The organism is Pseudomonas sp. PAMC 25886, from assembly GCF_000242655.1.
Lineage (GTDB): Bacteria > Pseudomonadota > Gammaproteobacteria > Pseudomonadales > Pseudomonadaceae > Aquipseudomonas.
Genome location: NZ_AHHC01000084.1, coordinates 276,278 through 292,743, shown reverse-complemented (window position 1 = coordinate 292,743; position 16,466 = coordinate 276,278). Strand labels below are relative to the sequence as shown.

The window sequence follows — 16,466 nt, the reverse complement described above, 5'->3', positions numbered from 1 at the left end:
AAGCTGCTAGTGTGTTTGTCTCTAACTAGCCGCCTGAAGCTAACCGCTTGTCGCTTAGGAACCAACCTTATGAGAGTTCTATTATTCGGCGCCACCGGCATGGTCGGCCAGGGCGTGTTGCGCGAGTGCCTGCTGGCCAGTGACGTGCAGGAAGTGGTGGCCGTCGGCCGTACCGCGCTGACCCAGGAACACGGCAAGTTGCACCAGGTGCTGCATGCCGACATGTTCGACTTCCAGCCCCTTGAGCATCTGCTGCAAGGTTTCGATGCCTGCTTCTTTTGCTTGGGCGTGTCTTCGGTGGGTATGGATGAGGCCAAGTACACTCACTTGAGCTACGACCTGACCCTGGTGGCCGCCAGCACCCTGGCCCGGCTCAATCCGCAGATGACCTTTATCTACGTGTCCGGCGCCGGTACCGACAGCAGCGAAACCGGTAAAACCATGTGGGCGCGGATCAAGGGCAAGACCGAGAACGCCTTGCTGCGCCTGCCGTTCAAGGCGGTGTACCTGTTCCGTCCCGGGGTGATTCAGCCGCTGCACGGTGTGCGTTCGAAAACCCCGCTCTACCAATCCCTCTACACCGTCACCGGCCCGCTGTTGTCGTTGCTGCGCCATGTGCGGCCGGCCTGGGTGGTGAGCACGGAAACCGTCGGCCGGGCGATGCTCACGGCTGTCCGTCACGGCGCACCTCTGCCGGTGGTGGAGCAGGCCGACATCAATCGCCTGGCCACCGAGCGCGCCTAGATGCTGCACAAAAGCCTGGTTCGCCGCCTGGACCTGATCACCCTGCAACTGTTTGTGGCGGTGCATGAAGAAGGCACGCTGACCCGCGCCGCCGCCCGTGAAGCCATCGCCGTCTCGGCGGCCAGCAAGCGCTTGATGGAGCTGGAACAGGTGCTGGGCGTGAGCCTGTTTGTGCGCCAGGCCAAGGGTATGCAGCTGACGGCTGCCGGCGAGACCTTGCTGCACCATGCGCGGCAGATGCTGTTCAACGTCGAGAAGATGGGCCTGGAGCTGGGCGAACACAGCCATGGCGTGCGTGGTTATGTGCGGATGCTGGCGAATCTCTCGGCGATCATTCAGTTCCTGCCTGAAGACTTGCGCGACTTTTCCGCGCTGCACCCACAGGTGAAAGCCGACCTGGAAGAGCGACCCAGCAATGGCGTGGTCCAGGGCGTGCTCGATGGTGTCGCGGACTTGGGCATCTGTTCCAGCGACACCGATACCAAAGGCCTGCCGGGCGTGACCTATCGGCGGGACAAACTGGTGGTGCTGATGCCGGCGGATCACCCGTTGGCGGCGCGCAAGGCAGTGGGTTTCGTCGAGACCCTGGACAGCGACTACGTGGGCCTGCATTCCGCCAGTTCGATCAACATGCGGACCCACGCAGCCGCGCGGGAGGCGGGCAAGGTGCTGCGCCTGCGGATCCACGTGCCGGGCTTTGACGCGATGTGCCGGATGGTCCAGGCCAACATGGGCATCGGCATCCTGCCGCAAAAAGCCTACGAGCTGTTTGGTCGGGCGTTGGGGTTGCATGCGGTGCCGCTGACCGATGCGTGGTCGGACCGCAGCCTGATTCTGGTGGTGCGTGATGAGGCGCAGTTGTCGCCGGTGAGTCGGTTGTTGTTCGATTATTTGCGTCGGGAGCAGGGCTGAGCGAAACGCTGCAGGCTTCATCGCGAGCAAGCCCGGCTCCCACAGTTGACCGAGATGTTTGGGGAAAAATCGATCCCCTGTGGGAGCCGGGCTTGCCCGCGATAGCGATTTAAAGAACGCCCAAAATCCCCGAGTCTTCGCATTTCGCGAACGCTCGTTGCCAACTGACGGTTGGATTTCTGCTGCCCGTGTCCTCTAGCCTTGGCCTCACATTCCAAGAACAAGAGGTACACCCCATGACGGCTCCCCTGAGCGGTATCAAGGTGATCGAGATCGGCACCCTTATTGCCGCGCCCTTCGCCGCCCGCCTGATGGCCGAGTTTGGCGCCGAGGTGATCAAGATCGAAGCCATGGGCCAGGGCGATCCGCTTCGCAAATGGCGAAAGCTGCACGAAGGCACGTCGCTGTGGTGGTACCTGCAATCGCGCAACAAGAAGTCCCTGGCCCTGGACCTGAAGTCCGCAGAAGGCCTGGACCTGGTCAAGCAACTGCTGGGCGATGCCGACGTGCTGATCGAAAACCTGCGCCCCGGCGGCCTGGAAAAACTCGGCCTGGGCTGGGACGGGTTGCACGCCCTCAACCCCAAGCTGACCCTGGTGCGCATCTCCGGCTACGGCCAGACCGGCCCTTACCGCGACCGCCCGGGCTTTGGTGCCATCGGCGAGGCGATGGGCGGGATTCGCTACACCACCGGCAACCCGGATTCGCCACCGGCGCGGGTCGGCGTGAGCCTCGGCGACTCACTGGCGTCGCTGCACGGGGTGATCGGCGCGCTGATGTCGCTGCTGCGGGTCAAGACGGGCCAGGGCGATGGCCAGATCGTCGACGTGTCCCTGGCCGAAAGCGTGTTCAACCTGATGGAAAGCCTGGTGCCGGAATACGATATGCTCGGCCATGTGCGCGAACGCAGCGGCGGCGCCTTGCCGGGCATCGCGCCGTCCAACACCTACCTGACCGCCGACGGCGCCTACGTGGTGATCGCCGGTAACAGCGACCCGATCTACAAGCGCCTGATGCTCACCATCGGCCGCGCCGACCTGGCCGAAGCGCCGGAGTTTGCCCACAACGACGGCCGCGCCGCCAAGAGCGGCCTGCTCGACGCGGCCATCACTCACTGGACCAGCAGCCTGCCCATCGACCAGGTGCTCAGCGCCCTGGAAGCCGCCGAAGTACCGGCGGGGCGCATCTATTCAGTGGCCGATATCGTCGCCGACCCGCACTACCAGGCCCGCGACATGCTGCTCAGCGCCGACCTGCCCGGTGGCCTGACCGTGAAGATGCCCGGCATTGTGCCCAAACTGTCGGAAACCCCTGGCGCGGTGAACTGGCAGGGCCCGAGTCTGGGCCAGCACACCGACTCGATCCTCGGCGACCTGGGCTTGACCGGCGCAGACATTCAACGCCTGAAAACTTCAGGAGTGGTGCAATGAAAAACTATTCCGATGCCTTGATCGTGCAGGAAGTCTCGCCACGGGACGGCCTGCAAATCGAGCCGACCTGGGTCGAGACCGTCGACAAGATCGCCCTGATCGATCAACTGTCCCTCGCCGGTTTTTCCCGGATCGAAGCCGGCTCGTTCGTGTCGCCCAAGGCCATTCCCGCGTTGCGCGATGGCGAGCAGGTGTTCCAGGGCATTACCCGCCGTCCCGGGGTTATCTACGTGGCGCTGATCCCCAACCTCAAGGGCGCCCAGCGTGCCATCGAGTCCCGGGCCGATGAGTTGAACCTGGTGATGTCCGCCAGCCAGACCCACAACCTGGCCAATATGCGCATGCGCTGCGAAGCGTCGTTGGCAGCGTTTGGCGACATTGTGAGTTTTGCTGCTGACTTTCCGGTGCGCCTCAACGGCAGCATCGCCACCACCTTCGGTTGCCCGTTCGAAGGCAAGATCGACGAAGACCGCGTGCTGCAATTGGTCGACGCCTACCGCGAACTGGGCATCCAGGGCATCAGCCTGGCGGACACCACGGGCATGGCCAATCCACGTCAGGTGGAGCGCTTGGTCAAGCGCGTGCTGGAACGGGTTCCAGCCAGTGATTTGACCCTGCATTTCCACAACACCCGCGGCCTGGGCTTGTGCAACGTGCTGGCCGCCTACGAGGCGGGGGCACGACGTTTTGATGCAGCCTTGGGCGGCCTCGGCGGCTGCCCGTTTGCGCCCGGCGCGTCGGGCAATATCTGCACCGAAGACCTGGTCAACCTGTGCGAAGAAGTCGGGATTCACACTGGCATCGACCTGCCGCATCTGCTGCAGATGTCGCGGCAATTGCCGGCGTTGCTCGGCCATGAACTGCCGGGCCAGGTGGCCAAGGCCGGGCGCAATTGCGACCTGCATCCGCCACCGGCCTACATCGCCACCCTGTAAGCCGCAACCAGACAACAAAAACAATCGGACGCCTGCGAGCAGTCCGCTGGAGAGAAACAATGAGCCTTAATACGTTGGAGGCCGGCGTGCGTCCGGCCGCTGAACACGATGCCGAAAAAGCCCTGGTCAGCAAGGTCGCCTGGCGCCTGATGCCGCTGATCATGGTCTGCTATCTGTTCGCCTTTTTTGACCGCATCAACATCAGCTTCGCCAAGTTCCAGCTGCAGACCGACCTGAGCCTGAGCGACACCGCCTACGGCCTCGGCGCCGGGCTGTTTGTGGTCGGCTATGTGATCTTCGAAGTGCCGAGCAACATGATGCTGTACAAGGTCGGCGCCCGCCGCTGGATCGCCCGCATCATGATGTCGTGGGGGCTGGCGACGGCGGCCATGGTCTTCGTCACGGCCGAATGGCAGTTCTATGGGCTGCGTTTCATCATCGGTGCGATGGAGGCGGGGTTCGCGCCGGGCGTGTTGTATTACCTGACGCTGTGGTTCCCCCAGCACTACCGTGGGCGCATCACCTCGATGCTGTTCCTTGCGTCGGCGTTTGCCGGGCTGGTGGGGGCGCCGTTCTCCGGGCTGGTGCTGGAACACCTCGACGGCGTGCTGCAAATGCGCGGCTGGCACTGGTTGTTTTTGCTCGGCGGTTTGCCTTGCGTGGGCCTGGGGTTCCTGGTGCTCAAGTTGCTCAAGGATCGCATCGAGGACGCCCACTGGCTGACCCCGTCGGAGAAGACTTTGCTGGCCAGCCGCATTGCCGTGCATGAACCCCACAAGAGCGGCGGCTCATTGCTCGCGGCACTGCGTATTCCCGGCTTCCTGATGCTGGGCTTTATCTACTTCCTGATCCAGGTGGCGTCTTACGGCCTGAACTTCTGGGCGCCACAACTGATTCGCAGCGCCGGCACCCAGAGCCCGGTGATGATCGGCCTGCTGACGGCAATTCCCTACGTCTGCGGAGCGATCAGCATGGTGGTGATCGGGCGCTTGTCCGACGCCACCGGCGAGCGCCGCAAGTTCGTCAGCGGCCTGGTGGCGCTGGGGGCGGTGGGGTTCTTCTGTGCGGGGATCTTTGCTGATCACACCACGTTCCTGATCGTCGCCCTTAGCCTGCTGGGGGCCGGGATTATCGCTTCGATTCCGACCTTCTGGACCTTGCCGCCGAAGTTGTTGGCCGGTGCCGGGGCGGGCGCGGCGGGCGGGATTGCGGTGATCAACACCCTGGGCCAGTTCGGCGGCATCGTCAGCCCGGTGATGGTCGGCCGGATCAAGGACTTGACCGGCAGCACTACGCCGGCACTGTACGTCATCGGCGTGTGTGCGCTGCTGGCGGCGGCGCTGTTGCTGTGGGGCTTGCCGCAAAAGCTGCGCACCCTCGACAAGCGCTGATCAGCCCGCAGTCACCAGCGACCGGGTGGGTGTGGTGCTGAATTGAATCAGTGCCACACCACCGATCAACATCAACGCCCCGACCAACCGGGGCGCGTTCAATTGGCGCTCCACCAGCCCGAACAGGCCGAAGTGGTCGAGCATCAACGAGGCGACGATTTGCCCGGCCATCGCCAGGGCGATAAACCCTGAAGCACCGAGCTTGGGCATCAGGATCAACGCCAGCGAAATAAAGCACACCCCGAACGCACCGCCGCTCCACATCCACAGTGGCGCCCGGGTGATAAACCCAAGGTTGGGCAGCGGCAGGCGCAGGGCCAGGATCACCGGCAGCAACACGATGATGCTCACCAGCAGCGAGGCGAGGGTGGCCCATAACGGATGGCCCAGGCCGCGCCCCAGGTTGGCGTTGATCGCACTTTGAAACGGCACCACCGCCCCGGCGAACGCTGCCAGCAGCAACAAACCTACCCAATGCAACGTTGTCATGATCAATCTCCCAGAGGTTTTTTCTGGACTCTAAGTCATTCGTCGCGCAAATTTAAATTCCAAGTTCTTATGCAGAACATGCAGCTGATGAATGATCTTCGACGCATCGACCTTAATCTGCTGGTGATCCTCGACGCCTTGCTCAGCGAGCAGCATGTAACTCGCGCCGCCGAGCGCCTGCACTTGAGCCAGCCGGCGGTGAGCCACGCCCTGGCGCGGTTGCGGGATTTGATTGGGGACCCGCTGTTGGTGCGCCAAGGCAGCGCGTTGTTGCCCACCGCTCGCGCGCTGGAACTGGCCATGCCGCTGGCGGAAGCGCTGGCCCAGGTGCAGGCGTTGCTGGCGCCCAATCGCTTTGATCCGGCCTCGGCCAAACGCACCTTTCGGGTGGCCATGTCGGACTACAGCGCGGCGATTTTTTTGCCGGGGCTGGTCCGTACCTTGCGCCGGGAAGCGCCGGGGATTGATCTGCAGATTATCCAGGCCAGTCGCGAAGGCATGCTGGATGGGGTGCTCAATGGTGATATCGACCTGGCCGCCGGGGTGTTTCCCGACATGCCGGCCGAACTGCGCAGCACGCCGCTATTTGACGAGCATTACGTGTGCCTGGTGGATCGTGACAGCCTGCCGAAAAGCGGCGTGCTCGACCTGCCCACCTACCTGGCGCGGCCCCACGTATTGCTGGAAATGCGCGGCAGCGGCACGCCGGAAATCGAACGGGCGCTGACGGCGATTCGTGAACGCCGGCACGTGGCTATCAGCTTGCCCCACTGGGGTGTTGCGCCGCAGTTGATCCAGGGCACCGACCTGATCCTTACCGTGTCGTCGCGCGGGCTGCTCAACATTGATCATGAGCAACTGTTGGCCGTGCCACCGCCGTTTCACATTCCGTCGTTTGCGTTTGTACTGGCGTGGCCTTCGCGGCGGGGCGGGGACCCGGCGTTGCAGTGGTTGAATGGGCAGGTGCAGGTCGTGATACAGGGTTGATCGGCGTTACCAACTGTTCGGTGGTTGGCGCCGTGTGTGAAATATTCGAAGAACCTGTAACCGTCCCTCGCGAATACGATAGGGCACGAGATAGGGCCAGCGTGGCATCACCCACTCACGTGTACCAGGAAGGCGTCCTTCTCGCCCCATTGCCGGAAACTCCGCAACGTGCTCAAGCCCTGTCCGGACGGCCAGAACAAACTCATAAGCTGCTTTGGGGTTTTCCTCGGCGATGTAAGCCGCTTCGTCATCAAGATTTTTGAGTGCCGTCTTTAGCCACTCAACGCGCATTGGTACGCCATTTGTTTGCCACTGCGTCTACTTCGGCGGCGGTTGCAAAATCACCCGCATCGGCTTCTTTCAACGCCTTTTGGATTTCTTCGATTTGCCATGCTTCACGCGTCAGGTATTCGCGTAATGCGTCGACTGCGAGGAACGATTTGCTGCGCCCGGTGGCCTTGGCGAGACTGGCGAGTGTTTCGGAGATGTCTTCAGGTAGGCGTAATGACATTACCGACATAAGTGCCTCGATGTAGTGATGTGTAATACAACATACTACATTGTCACCGTTGCATCGTTATGGCCCGTTCGTCAGGACTGCACCTCGGTAAGGCCCTACGACCGTTCGTCGCACTAACAAGTTTTTTCTAAACCTTTGCCGCCCTGAAAATTCAGATTCAGAGCGGGGTTCGTTTCCCTGCACCTGTTTATTACCTGGAGGAACCCATCATGAGCCGCATGGCTATCCGGTTACGCACCGCCAGTTTCGCGATGCTGCTGGGCCTCGGCGCCAGCAATGCTTTCGCCCAGTCGCCTGCCGATTTCATTGAGCAGGCTTCGGCCAAGGGCATGGCCGATATCGAGACCAGCCGCATGGCACACGCCAAGACTTCGTCCCAGGAAATCAAGGACTACACCATCGAAGTCATCAATGAACGCACCCTGGCCAATCAGCACTTGGCCGCCATCGCCAAGAAGCTCGATCTGCCGGTGGCCCCTCGGGACAAGATCGTCGACAAGGCTGAATCGCTGATGCCTGAGCTCAAGGATGGCGACTCTTTTGACGCCGCCTATACCGCCCAGCAGATCAAGGCCAATGAAGACGCGATCGCCTTGTTCAAGCAGGAAGGCGCCGAGTCCGATATCCCGGAAATAAAGGCCCTGGTGGACGAGACCCTGCCGAAGCTGGAAGAGCGCCTGGAGAAAGCCCGCGCGCTGGCCTCGACTTATGGGAAAGGTCATCAAGGCGACGGTTGATCACCTGGCGTACCCCATCAAAAACGGCGACTGGATCACTCCAGTCGCCGTTTTTTTATGCCTGGTTCAGGTCGGTTTTGGGCTGTTCACTTTCAGTCGTCAGCGTGGTGACGGTGATGGTTTCGCTGTCGCCCATGGTCTTGTATTCCTTGCGCAATTTCTCAAGCTGCTTGCGATCAAGGCCATCCAGGCTCAGCACGGCATTTTGCGCATCCTTGGTGGCGCGCAGCAGTTCGTCGATCTTGATATGCAAAATGTCGTTGTCGCGGTTCTGTGTGTTCTGGATCAGGAACACCATCAGGAAGGTGATGATGGTGGTCGAGGTGTTGATGATCAATTGCCAGGTGTCGTTGTAGTGGAAGTAGGGGCCACTCAGACTCCACAGAATGATCAATCCCACGGCCGCATAGAACGTGCGGGCACTGCCTGCCCAGCGGGACAGGGACTGTGAGATGGCGGAGAATTTCATGACCGTTTTCCTTTAAAGGTGGGTGATGAAAATACTGACCGCAGGCGCGCTCTGAAATTTCTTTTTACATTTGGGCAGCTGAACAACGTTGTACGTTTTTTGGGTGAGCTTTTCGGAGGGATCCTACGGTGTGCTGAAGCGGCGAGGGGAAGACTGGGTTTTTGCTCGGACGAGCTTCCATGCACGCCACTGCCGCCAGCACCTTGGCCACGCTCTATCACCAGACCGAAGCGCATTTTTTTGCGGCAGTCTGTCCTTTGCATCGTCGTTATAGCGCGGGTGTAAATGCCTATTTTATCGATGCTGATCAGGTCCCGTGGAACCTGTTATTTATCCGGGTAGGCAGCGTCGTGCAGGACGACGCCATGCTGGAGCCCCTGGACTTGATCCGTCGCACCACGATGGGCATACGTGTGGCGATTCATGACGACAGGGTCGAAGGCCTTCAGCCCGTGCTGACGGATTCCGGCTTCGTTGCGTTTGAAAGGTCCACGGCGATGGTCCTTGATTTGTCGAGGTTTACCCCGCTGGCGGCAGACAGCCACGTGCAGATCAACCTGACGCGGCACTTGGGAGACTGGGCCGGGCCGGTAGGCAACGCCTTCGGGCTATCGGAGGGTGGCATTGCCAACTATCAGGCTCAGCATCAGCGGGCCCTGGACAGCGATCAGGCCTTTTACCACTTCACACTCTCAGTCAACACTGTTGTGATGTGTTCGTTGACGTTGTCGATGTGTGAGGGGGAGGCCAGGCTCAACGACCTCGGCACTGAGAGTGCGGCGCGCGGTAAAGGCTACGCCACGCACTTGATTCACGCTGCACTGGCTCACGCCCAGGCCTTGGGCGCCCGGCGCTGCTTTCTTGAGGCCGCGCCGGCGGGTGTCTCGCTTTATCGAAAGTTGGGGTTCGAACGGTTGTTCGGGTACCAGGCTTTCGTGCGCGGCCCTATTGTTCAGGCGTGATTAGAGGGCGACTTTTGCTGCATCACCCTCCTCCAGCGCCAACAGGTACTGCTTGGCCTCAAGCCCGCCGGCGAACCCGGTCAAGCCGCCTGACGCACCAATCACCCGATGGCACGGCGCGACGATCGAAATCGGGTTGCGCCCGTTGGCCGCGCCGACCGCACGCACGGCCTTGGGGTTGCCGATCTGTGCGGCGATCTGGCTGTAACTGCGGGTTTCTCCGAACGGAATGGTCAGCAGCGCCTGCCAGACCTTCTTCTGGAACTCGGTGCCGGCAAAGTCCAGTTCCAGCTCGAAACGGTTGCGGGTACCGGCGAAGTACTCCTTCAACTGCCGCTTGGTTTCCTGCAACACCGGGCTGTTATTGACCTCTTGCAGGGCGCCGAGCCGAACACGGTTGGGGCGCTCTTTTTCCCAGAGGATGGCGGTGAGTTTTCCGTCACGGGCCACTAGGGTCAGTTGGCCGACGGGGGAGGGCATGAGGGTGTATTCACAGGACATGGTCGGGCTCCTTGAGGGGGTATGAAGCTACTGTAAATTCGCCGGTCCATGGGCGAACTACGTTTCTTGCGGTGGAATTCACACCGTGAGTAGACGTTCCAGTAGAGGCACCCGTAGCGTATCTATGTGCTGTTACCGGTCCTGCTGCAACACTTTCAGCGCTGCAGAGGCAAGAAACCCCGAACGGCTTTTTTCTTCCGGGTGATGCAGTACATATTCATCAATACGGTTCAGCAGGTAGCCAGGCAGCGTGATGTTGAGTTTCTGCGCCTTGCCCAGGTACTTGGTGACATCAATGTCCACCACCGCCCAGGTGCAGCCGGCGTACTGCGGATTAGCTGCATGGAGCGTGACTTTCTGCGCAGCAGGAATGGGCGCACCGTCTTCTGCGAGGATCTCGAAATGGCCTTCGATCGCTTCGCGGGCCATGGCCATGGCGTCGTCCAGGTCCTCTCCGGCGGAGAAGCAACCGGGAATGTCCGGGACTTCCACACCCCAGGCGTGGTCCTCGTCACCGGTTGAAATTGCGATTGGGTACAGCATGTCTGTTGTCCTCCACGGACGTGTTAGCTGAGCAGAGCCTGTTTCAAAATGCTCTTTGCGGTCTTGTCCAAAAGGTCCTTTTTAGGATGGGGAATTGTCACCAGCCCCGGCTTGGTCGGGTGTTTGAAATGGTGATGGCTGCCTCTGATTCGCACCAGATACCAGCCGTCCGCGACGATATGACCTATCAAATATCGGCTGTCCACATCACCTCCTTGTGTTGTGTGTTGGTGGTGACTATAACCACTGAAAATAATTTATCAACACTCTACCTACCAGCGGTCGTTGACCGATGTTTCGGCAGGCGATGTATGCAGTGTATGAGGGCGCGGGAACGCTGCCGGACGGAGGTATTGCGAGGTTTTTCGGCTGGATGTTCAGAGTTGCGGGCGAGCCTGCAACAACTCATCAATCACCGTCAGGAATGCCCTGACCATCAAGCTGCGCCCGTCAGTACGCGTAAGCACAAGCAACTGCGCATACGCATCCAGATCCACCAACGGCCGATAGGTCACGCCCTTGTTCATCAAGCTCTGGGTGCACGCCGGCACCAGCGCCACACCTTGCCCCGCTGCCACCAGTGCAATGATCGATGTGATTTGCCGCCCCGATGGCCCGGCACGCAATGGCAACCCATTACGCCGGTAAAGCTGCTCAATGGACTGGTTAAGCCCCGAGCCGTAATCGGCGGGGAACAGAATCAGCGGGTACGCACTCAATTGCGCCAGGCTGACCTCGGGCTGACTGGCCAGCGGGCTGTCGCTGGACACCGCCGCCACCAGCCGCTCTTCACCCAACGACAACGCCCGCACCTCTGTCTGCCCGTCCTGGGGCAGCAAGCGGCTGAGGCCGATATCCAGGCGGCCATCAGCCACCTGCGCGCCGAGGCTGCCGGAGGCGCACTCCACCAGCGTCAATTGCACATCGGGAAAGCGTTGGGCGAAGGCTTGAATCGCCTGGCTGAACAAATCCGACAGGGCGATCGAACTGACGTAACCCAGCGCCAGCTGCCCGGCGGCACCTGCGGCGAGTTTGCCGGCGATGACTTCGGCGAGGTCGACCTGCTCCAACACTGCACGGGCGTAGGGCAGGAACGAACGACCCTGGGCGGTGAGCGAAACCGTGCGGCTTGTTCGGTCGAACAGGCGAAACCCCAGTTCGGCCTCCAGCGCGGAAATCTGCCGGGTTAACGGCGGCTGGGCCAGGTGCAGGCGCAGGGCGGCGCGGCCGAAGTGCAATTCTTCGGCGACGGTCAGAAAGTAGCGCAGCTTGCGTAGGTCGAGCATCCTGGCCCCAGGGTATTGATCGGTCCGAAATCGGTATTGGTCTCGGGTGTGCGGGTCATTCTATAAAGGCCTCTGATAATAAAACGAGAGGTTTCATGAAACCGCGCCTGCATTGTGCCCGTCTTGCCCTGTTCCTGTGTGGCTGCGCGGCGTTCCTCAACCTCTACGCCACCCAGAGCATTTTGCAGACCTTCGCCACCAGCTTTCAGGTGAGTGCCAGGGCGGCGGGCTGGAGCATTACCGTTACCACCTTGGCGGTGGCGCTGACCGCACCCTTTGTCAGCCGCCTGACCGGGCGTTTTGAGCAGCGCACGGTGATCTCGGTGGCCGCGCTGTTGCTGGCCGTGCCGGCGCTGATGACCGCCTATGCCACCAGCTTTGCCGAACTGCTGGTGTGGCGCTTTATCGAAGGCATGCTGATTCCCGTGGTGTTTGCCACCAGCGTGGCCTACATCGGTGATCGCTGGCGTGGCGGCACCGTGACCGAAGTCACCAGCCTCTACGTGGCCGGCACCGTGCTCGGTGGTTTTGCCGGACGCTTCGTCACCGGCGTGATGACCGAGTACGTCGGCTGGCGTGAAGCCTTTGAGCTGTTGGCGGTGCTGAGCCTGATGGTGGGCGGGTTTATCCAGTTTTTGCTGCCGGACAATCCTCCCCGTGTGGCGCGACCTTCAACCACCTGGAGCGATGTGCTTGGCACTCCGTTGTTGGCTGCCTACGCCGTAGGATTTTGCGTACTGTTCTCCCAAGTGGCGACGTTTACCTACGCCGGGCTTTGCCTCAGCCAAGCGCCCTTTGACCTTGGCCCGGCGGCGCTAGGTACCATTTACATGGTGTTCCTGCTGGCGTTGGTAGTGATCCCCGTCGCCGGTCGCCTGAGCAAATCCCGCCCGCAATCCGAACTGCTGACCGCCGCCGCGGCGCTTGGTGTATGCGGCTCGGCGCTGACCTTACTGCCATCCCTGTGGTGCATCGTGCTGGGCCTGGCCCTCAGTTCCACCGGTGTATTCCTTGCCCAGGCCGCTGCCAGCGCCTTCACCACCGCCACCGCCCGTCACAACAAAGCCGGAGCCGTGGGCCTGTACCTCACCTGCTATTACCTGGGCGGCAGCTTCGGTGCCATCGTCCCGGCGCTGATCTGGGGGCGTTGGGGTTGGGTGGGCTGTGTGGCGCTGATCATTGGTTTCCAGCTACTGTCGCTGCTGATCGCCCTGGCGGGCTGGAAGCCCCTCCAACCTGAACTGAGCAAGACCTCATGAACGACGCCGTTGCCTTGCCCGCTCCCGAGACTTCTGCCCGTCGCCGCTCGTTGATCGCAGGCTGCAGCGCCCACGCGATTCACGATGGCCTGACCGATGTGATCTACGTGCTGCTGCCGATCTGGCAAGCGCAGTTCGGCATGACCTACGCCCAGATCGGCCTGCTGCGCGGTGCCTATTCCGGGATGATGGCGGTGTTCCAGCTGATGGCCAGCCGCGCCGCCAAACGCTGGGGGCGCACGCCGATGCTGGTGGGCGGGACCGCGCTTGCCGGTGTTGCCTACCTGCTGGCGGGGCAGGCGACCGGGTTGGGCATATTGTTACTGGCGCTGCTGTTGGGCGGGCTGGGCGCAAGTACTCAGCATCCGCTGGCCTCTTCGATGATCACCGACACCTATGAGGGCGGTGGCGGGGTCAAGGAGGCGCTGTCTCAATACAACTTCTCCGGGGACATCGGCAAAACCCTGGTTCCCGGGCTGGTGGGGCTGTTGCTGACGGTCATCAGCTGGCGTGCGAGCGTTACGCTTTTGGGCCTGCTGGGGTTGGCGGCGGCGGGGTTGCTGTGGTGGCTGATCCCCACGCAGGCAGCGGAGTCCACTTCCGGGAAAAACGCCAAGACACTGGTAGGAAGCGGCTCCGTCAGCGGCCTGCGTGCACTGATCGTCACGGGCACGCTCGACAGTGCGGTGCGCATGGGGTTTCTCACGTTTTTGCCCTTTCTGCTGCAAGCCAAAGGCGCCGGCACTGCGGGAATCGGGCTGGCGTTGACCATGCTGTTTATCGGTGGCGCCTTCGGCAAATTGCTCTGCGGCTACCTCGGCGCACGCATCGGCATGATGAAAACCGTGTGGCTGACGGAGACCAGCACGGCGCTGTTGATCGTCGCGGCGGTGTACCTGCCGTTGACCGGTTTGATGGTGATGTTGCCGGTGCTGGGGCTCGCGTTGAACGGCACGTCTTCGGTGCTGTACGGCGCGGTGCCGGACCTGGCGGGCGCAGGGAAACGGGAACAGGCGTTTGCCGTGTTCTACACCGGCACCATCGGTGGTGGCGCGCTGGCGCCGGTGCTGTTTGGCGGGCTGGGGGACTCGATGGGCGTGCCGGTGGCGGTGATGGTGTTGGCGGGGATGTTGTTGCTGACGTTGCCGTTGGCGTGGGTGGTGCAGCGGGGAGTGAAGCTTGAGGCTGGATAGCTGTTTTTTCTGATTGGGGGAACTCAGTCCCTTGTGGGAGCTGTCGAGCCTTGGCGAGGCTGCGATGGGATCGCTGCGGTATACCTGGCAGACCGCACCGCCTGCATCGCGCGCAAGCCCGGCTCCCACAGGCGTGCATGCCAAATGTTGGAGCGACACTGCTCTAATGTGGGAGCTGTCGAGCTTTAGCGAGGCTGCGATGGGGTCCGCACTGCAACCATTGATGCCAGCTGACCCAACCGAAAACCTATCTCATCAGCGATGCGATCCGCTGCGCATCCTCCGGCGTCGCCGGGTTGTACACCACCATATTCAGATCCTTGCGCCCATCGACCGCAAACACCGAATACTCAAATTCAATCGGCCCCAACACCGAATGGCGTATCCGCTTGACGCCATCACCATGGGCACCCTGAACGTCGTTCTCGCTCCACATCGCTTTAAACTCAGGACTACGCCGACACAGTTCATCGACCATCGGCTGCACCTGCTCTGCCGCACCTGAGCGCGCCGTATCAATCCGGAAGGCGCCCAACACAAACCGCGCCACGCTTTCCCAATCGTATTGGGCCGCGCGGGAATTGGGATCCAGGAACATGAAACGCAGGATATTTCGCTGTTCCGGCGCCTGGGATCCGTAGTCCATCAACATCACCGTCGCCGCCTGGTTCCAGGCCACCACATCCCACGTCGCCGTACGCAGGATCGCGGCGCTGGGGTTCAAGGCATCCAGCACCCGTTGCAGGCGTGGCGTCACCGTTTCGTTCTGCTGATAGCGCACTTCGGGTGGGCGTCCGAAGGCCAGCAGGAACAGATGCTCGCGTTCGATATCGGTGAACATCAGCGCGTGGGCGATCCGTTCCAGCACTTCCACCGACGGCGCGCCGCCACGGCCCTGTTCGAGCCAGGTGTACCAGGTGGGGCTGATGTTCGCGCGTTGGGCCACCTCTTCGCGGCGCAAACCTGGCGTACGCCGTCGTGCCGAAGAGAAGCCGAACGCCGCCGGATCGAGCCGTGTGCGACGGTCTTTCAGATAGCTGCCCAGCGGGTTTGCGCTCATAGCCTGTTAGCCTCTATACCCTGATAACTTCACTACTTTACCCGTATAGGGCAAGCGCACAGATTAGTCTCTGAATACACACGGAGATACGGTTCATGCGCATATTTATCACGGGTGCCAGCGGATTTATCGGGTCGGCTGTCGTCAAGGAGCTGATCTCGGCGGGCCATGAAGTACTGGGGTTGTGCCGCTCGGATGACAAGGTGGCAGCGCTGGAGGCGGCCGGTGCCCAGGTGCACCGTGGGTCGCTTGAGGACCTTGAAAGCCTAAAGGCCGGGGCCGCCCAAGCGGACGGCGTGATTCACCTGGCGTTCAATCATGACTTCTCGACATTCGTCGCGAACTGCGAGGATGACCGCCGGGTTATCCAGGCGCTGGGAGAGGCACTTGCCGGGTCGGATCGACCGCTGATCATCACCTCCGGCGTCGGGATCGCGAGCACCGTGCCGGGCCAGTTGGCGACGGAGGATGGCGCGGTGGTGACCTCCGCGCAGATTCCCCGTGCTGCGTCGGAAGAAGCGGCCAACGCTGTAGCCGCGACGGGCGTGAATGTATCGGTAATGCGTTTGCCTCAAGTACACGACACCTTCAGGCAGGGGCTGGTCAGCCCGGTGATCGAGTTATATCGCGAGAAGGGCGTTTGCGCCTACATCGCCGACGGGAAAAACCGTTGGCCGGCGGCACATATTCTGGATGTGGCGCGGCTCTACAGGCTGGCGATTGAAAAGGCGCAACCGGGCGCGAGGTATCACGCGGTGGCGGAAGAGGGTGTGTCGCAGCGGGAGATTGCCGAGGTGTTGGGGACGCGGCTTGGGTTGCCGGTTAAATCCGTTGCTGCTGGAGAGGCTCAAGGGTTTTTTGGGTGGTTGTCGATGTTTACCGCTCACGATATGCCAGCGTCCAGTGCGATTACGCGCGCGACGTTGGGATGGGAACCGGTGGGACCGGGGCTACTGGTGGATCTTGCGCAGTTGGAGGGAATTGAAGGCTGAAGCGCGGAATAGTCTGAATATTTGAATCTTGCTCCATTACCTACACAACCATCAGA

At 61.5% G+C, this 16,466-nt stretch carries 20 protein-coding genes; 11 read left to right on the top strand and 9 right to left on the bottom strand.

All coding sequences use genetic code 11. From position 1 onward, the window contains the following. Window positions 1-69: 69 nt before the first annotated feature. The 5 genes from MUM_RS0129640 to MUM_RS0129620 all read left to right on the top strand — a co-directional run bounded on the left by MUM_RS0129640 (window position 70) and on the right by MUM_RS0129620 (window position 5,412). A complete protein-coding gene (locus MUM_RS0129640; RefSeq protein WP_029616152.1) occupies window positions 70-744 on the top strand; it encodes an NAD(P)H-binding protein in 675 nt (224 codons plus the stop codon). Further along, complete coding sequence (locus MUM_RS0129635; RefSeq protein ID WP_010176630.1) at window positions 745-1,656, top strand: LysR substrate-binding domain-containing protein; 912 nt, start codon at window positions 745-747, stop codon at window positions 1,654-1,656. A gap of 236 nt (window positions 1,657-1,892) precedes the next feature. Continuing rightward, window positions 1,893-3,086 carry a CaiB/BaiF CoA transferase family protein gene (locus MUM_RS0129630; RefSeq protein ID WP_010176629.1) on the top strand — a complete coding sequence of 398 codons (1,194 nt, stop codon included), beginning with the start codon at window positions 1,893-1,895 and terminating at the stop codon, window positions 3,084-3,086. Next, on the top strand, window positions 3,083-4,021 hold the full coding sequence (locus MUM_RS0129625; protein WP_010176628.1) for a hydroxymethylglutaryl-CoA lyase: 939 nt from the start codon (window positions 3,083-3,085) through the stop codon (window positions 4,019-4,021). Before MUM_RS0129630 ends, MUM_RS0129625 begins: the two co-directional genes overlap by 4 nt. 59 nt (window positions 4,022-4,080) lie before the next feature. Continuing rightward, on the top strand, window positions 4,081-5,412 hold the full coding sequence (locus tag MUM_RS0129620; RefSeq protein ID WP_010176627.1) for an MFS transporter: 1,332 nt from the start codon (window positions 4,081-4,083) through the stop codon (window positions 5,410-5,412). On the opposite strand, the gene MUM_RS0129615 is transcribed toward MUM_RS0129620, so the two are convergent. Further along, window positions 5,413-5,901 carry a DMT family transporter gene (locus MUM_RS0129615; RefSeq protein ID WP_010176626.1) on the bottom strand — a complete coding sequence of 163 codons (489 nt, stop codon included), beginning with the start codon at window positions 5,899-5,901 and terminating at the stop codon, window positions 5,413-5,415. Between the two features lie 78 nt (window positions 5,902-5,979). On the opposite strand from MUM_RS0129615, the gene MUM_RS0129610 reads away from it, so the two are divergent. After that, window positions 5,980-6,888 carry a LysR substrate-binding domain-containing protein gene (locus tag MUM_RS0129610; protein ID WP_010176625.1) on the top strand — a complete coding sequence of 303 codons (909 nt, stop codon included), beginning with the start codon at window positions 5,980-5,982 and terminating at the stop codon, window positions 6,886-6,888. Window positions 6,889-6,894: 6 nt separating this feature from the next. Here MUM_RS0129610 and MUM_RS1000000133685 read toward each other — a convergent pair whose 3' ends face one another. After that, window positions 6,895-7,179, bottom strand: coding sequence for a type II toxin-antitoxin system RelE/ParE family toxin (locus MUM_RS1000000133685; RefSeq protein ID WP_010176624.1), 285 nt, complete (start codon window positions 7,177-7,179; stop codon window positions 6,895-6,897). Next, window positions 7,169-7,408 carry a CopG family ribbon-helix-helix protein gene (locus MUM_RS0129605; RefSeq protein WP_010176623.1) on the bottom strand — a complete coding sequence of 80 codons (240 nt, stop codon included), beginning with the start codon at window positions 7,406-7,408 and terminating at the stop codon, window positions 7,169-7,171. The genes MUM_RS1000000133685 and MUM_RS0129605 overlap by 11 nt, the downstream gene beginning before the upstream one ends. Window positions 7,409-7,617: 209 nt before the next feature. On the opposite strand from MUM_RS0129605, the gene MUM_RS0129600 reads away from it, so the two are divergent. Beyond that, the gene (locus MUM_RS0129600; protein ID WP_003212082.1) at window positions 7,618-8,145 is read left to right on the top strand and encodes a DUF4142 domain-containing protein; all 528 of its coding nucleotides are present in this window, start codon (window positions 7,618-7,620) and stop codon (window positions 8,143-8,145) included. A 55-nt stretch (window positions 8,146-8,200) separates the two neighbouring features. Here the strand turns inward: MUM_RS0129600 and MUM_RS0129595 are convergent, their stop codons facing one another. Then, window positions 8,201-8,614: a low affinity iron permease family protein gene (locus MUM_RS0129595; protein ID WP_010176622.1), complete on the bottom strand. Its 414-nt coding sequence runs from the start codon at window positions 8,612-8,614 to the stop codon at window positions 8,201-8,203. Between the two features lie 179 nt (window positions 8,615-8,793). On the opposite strand from MUM_RS0129595, the gene MUM_RS0129590 reads away from it, so the two are divergent. Then, window positions 8,794-9,576 carry a GNAT family N-acetyltransferase gene (locus MUM_RS0129590; RefSeq protein ID WP_010176621.1) on the top strand — a complete coding sequence of 261 codons (783 nt, stop codon included), beginning with the start codon at window positions 8,794-8,796 and terminating at the stop codon, window positions 9,574-9,576. On the opposite strand, the gene MUM_RS0129585 is transcribed toward MUM_RS0129590, so the two are convergent. The 4 genes from MUM_RS0129585 to MUM_RS0129570 form a co-directional block, all read right to left on the bottom strand. Further along, on the bottom strand, window positions 9,577-10,077 hold the full coding sequence (locus MUM_RS0129585) for a methylated-DNA--[protein]-cysteine S-methyltransferase (RefSeq protein WP_010176620.1): 501 nt from the start codon (window positions 10,075-10,077) through the stop codon (window positions 9,577-9,579). 132 nt (window positions 10,078-10,209) lie between these two features. Beyond that, a complete protein-coding gene (locus MUM_RS0129580) occupies window positions 10,210-10,620 on the bottom strand; it encodes a type II toxin-antitoxin system HicB family antitoxin (protein ID WP_010176619.1) in 411 nt (136 codons plus the stop codon). 23 nt (window positions 10,621-10,643) lie between these two features. Continuing rightward, window positions 10,644-10,826: a type II toxin-antitoxin system HicA family toxin gene (locus MUM_RS0129575; protein WP_003189411.1), complete on the bottom strand. Its 183-nt coding sequence runs from the start codon at window positions 10,824-10,826 to the stop codon at window positions 10,644-10,646. Window positions 10,827-10,997: 171 nt separating this feature from the next. Beyond that, complete coding sequence (locus MUM_RS0129570) at window positions 10,998-11,906, bottom strand: LysR family transcriptional regulator (protein WP_010176618.1); 909 nt, start codon at window positions 11,904-11,906, stop codon at window positions 10,998-11,000. Window positions 11,907-12,001: 95 nt separating this feature from the next. Between MUM_RS0129570 and MUM_RS0129565 the strand changes: the two genes are divergently transcribed. Next, on the top strand, window positions 12,002-13,165 hold the full coding sequence (locus MUM_RS0129565) for an MFS transporter (protein WP_010176617.1): 1,164 nt from the start codon (window positions 12,002-12,004) through the stop codon (window positions 13,163-13,165). Further along, on the top strand, window positions 13,162-14,358 hold the full coding sequence (locus MUM_RS0129560; protein ID WP_010176616.1) for an MFS transporter: 1,197 nt from the start codon (window positions 13,162-13,164) through the stop codon (window positions 14,356-14,358). Before MUM_RS0129565 ends, MUM_RS0129560 begins: the two co-directional genes overlap by 4 nt. Before the next feature lie 247 nt (window positions 14,359-14,605). On the opposite strand, the gene MUM_RS0129555 is transcribed toward MUM_RS0129560, so the two are convergent. Then, entirely contained in the window at window positions 14,606-15,418 is an 813-nt protein-coding gene (locus MUM_RS0129555; protein WP_010176615.1) for a helix-turn-helix transcriptional regulator, read from the bottom strand. A gap of 95 nt (window positions 15,419-15,513) precedes the next feature. Here MUM_RS0129555 and MUM_RS0129550 point away from each other — a divergent pair, with 95 nt between their 5' ends. Next, on the top strand, window positions 15,514-16,410 hold the full coding sequence (locus MUM_RS0129550; RefSeq protein ID WP_010176614.1) for an SDR family oxidoreductase: 897 nt from the start codon (window positions 15,514-15,516) through the stop codon (window positions 16,408-16,410). Window positions 16,411-16,466 lie beyond the last annotated feature (56 nt).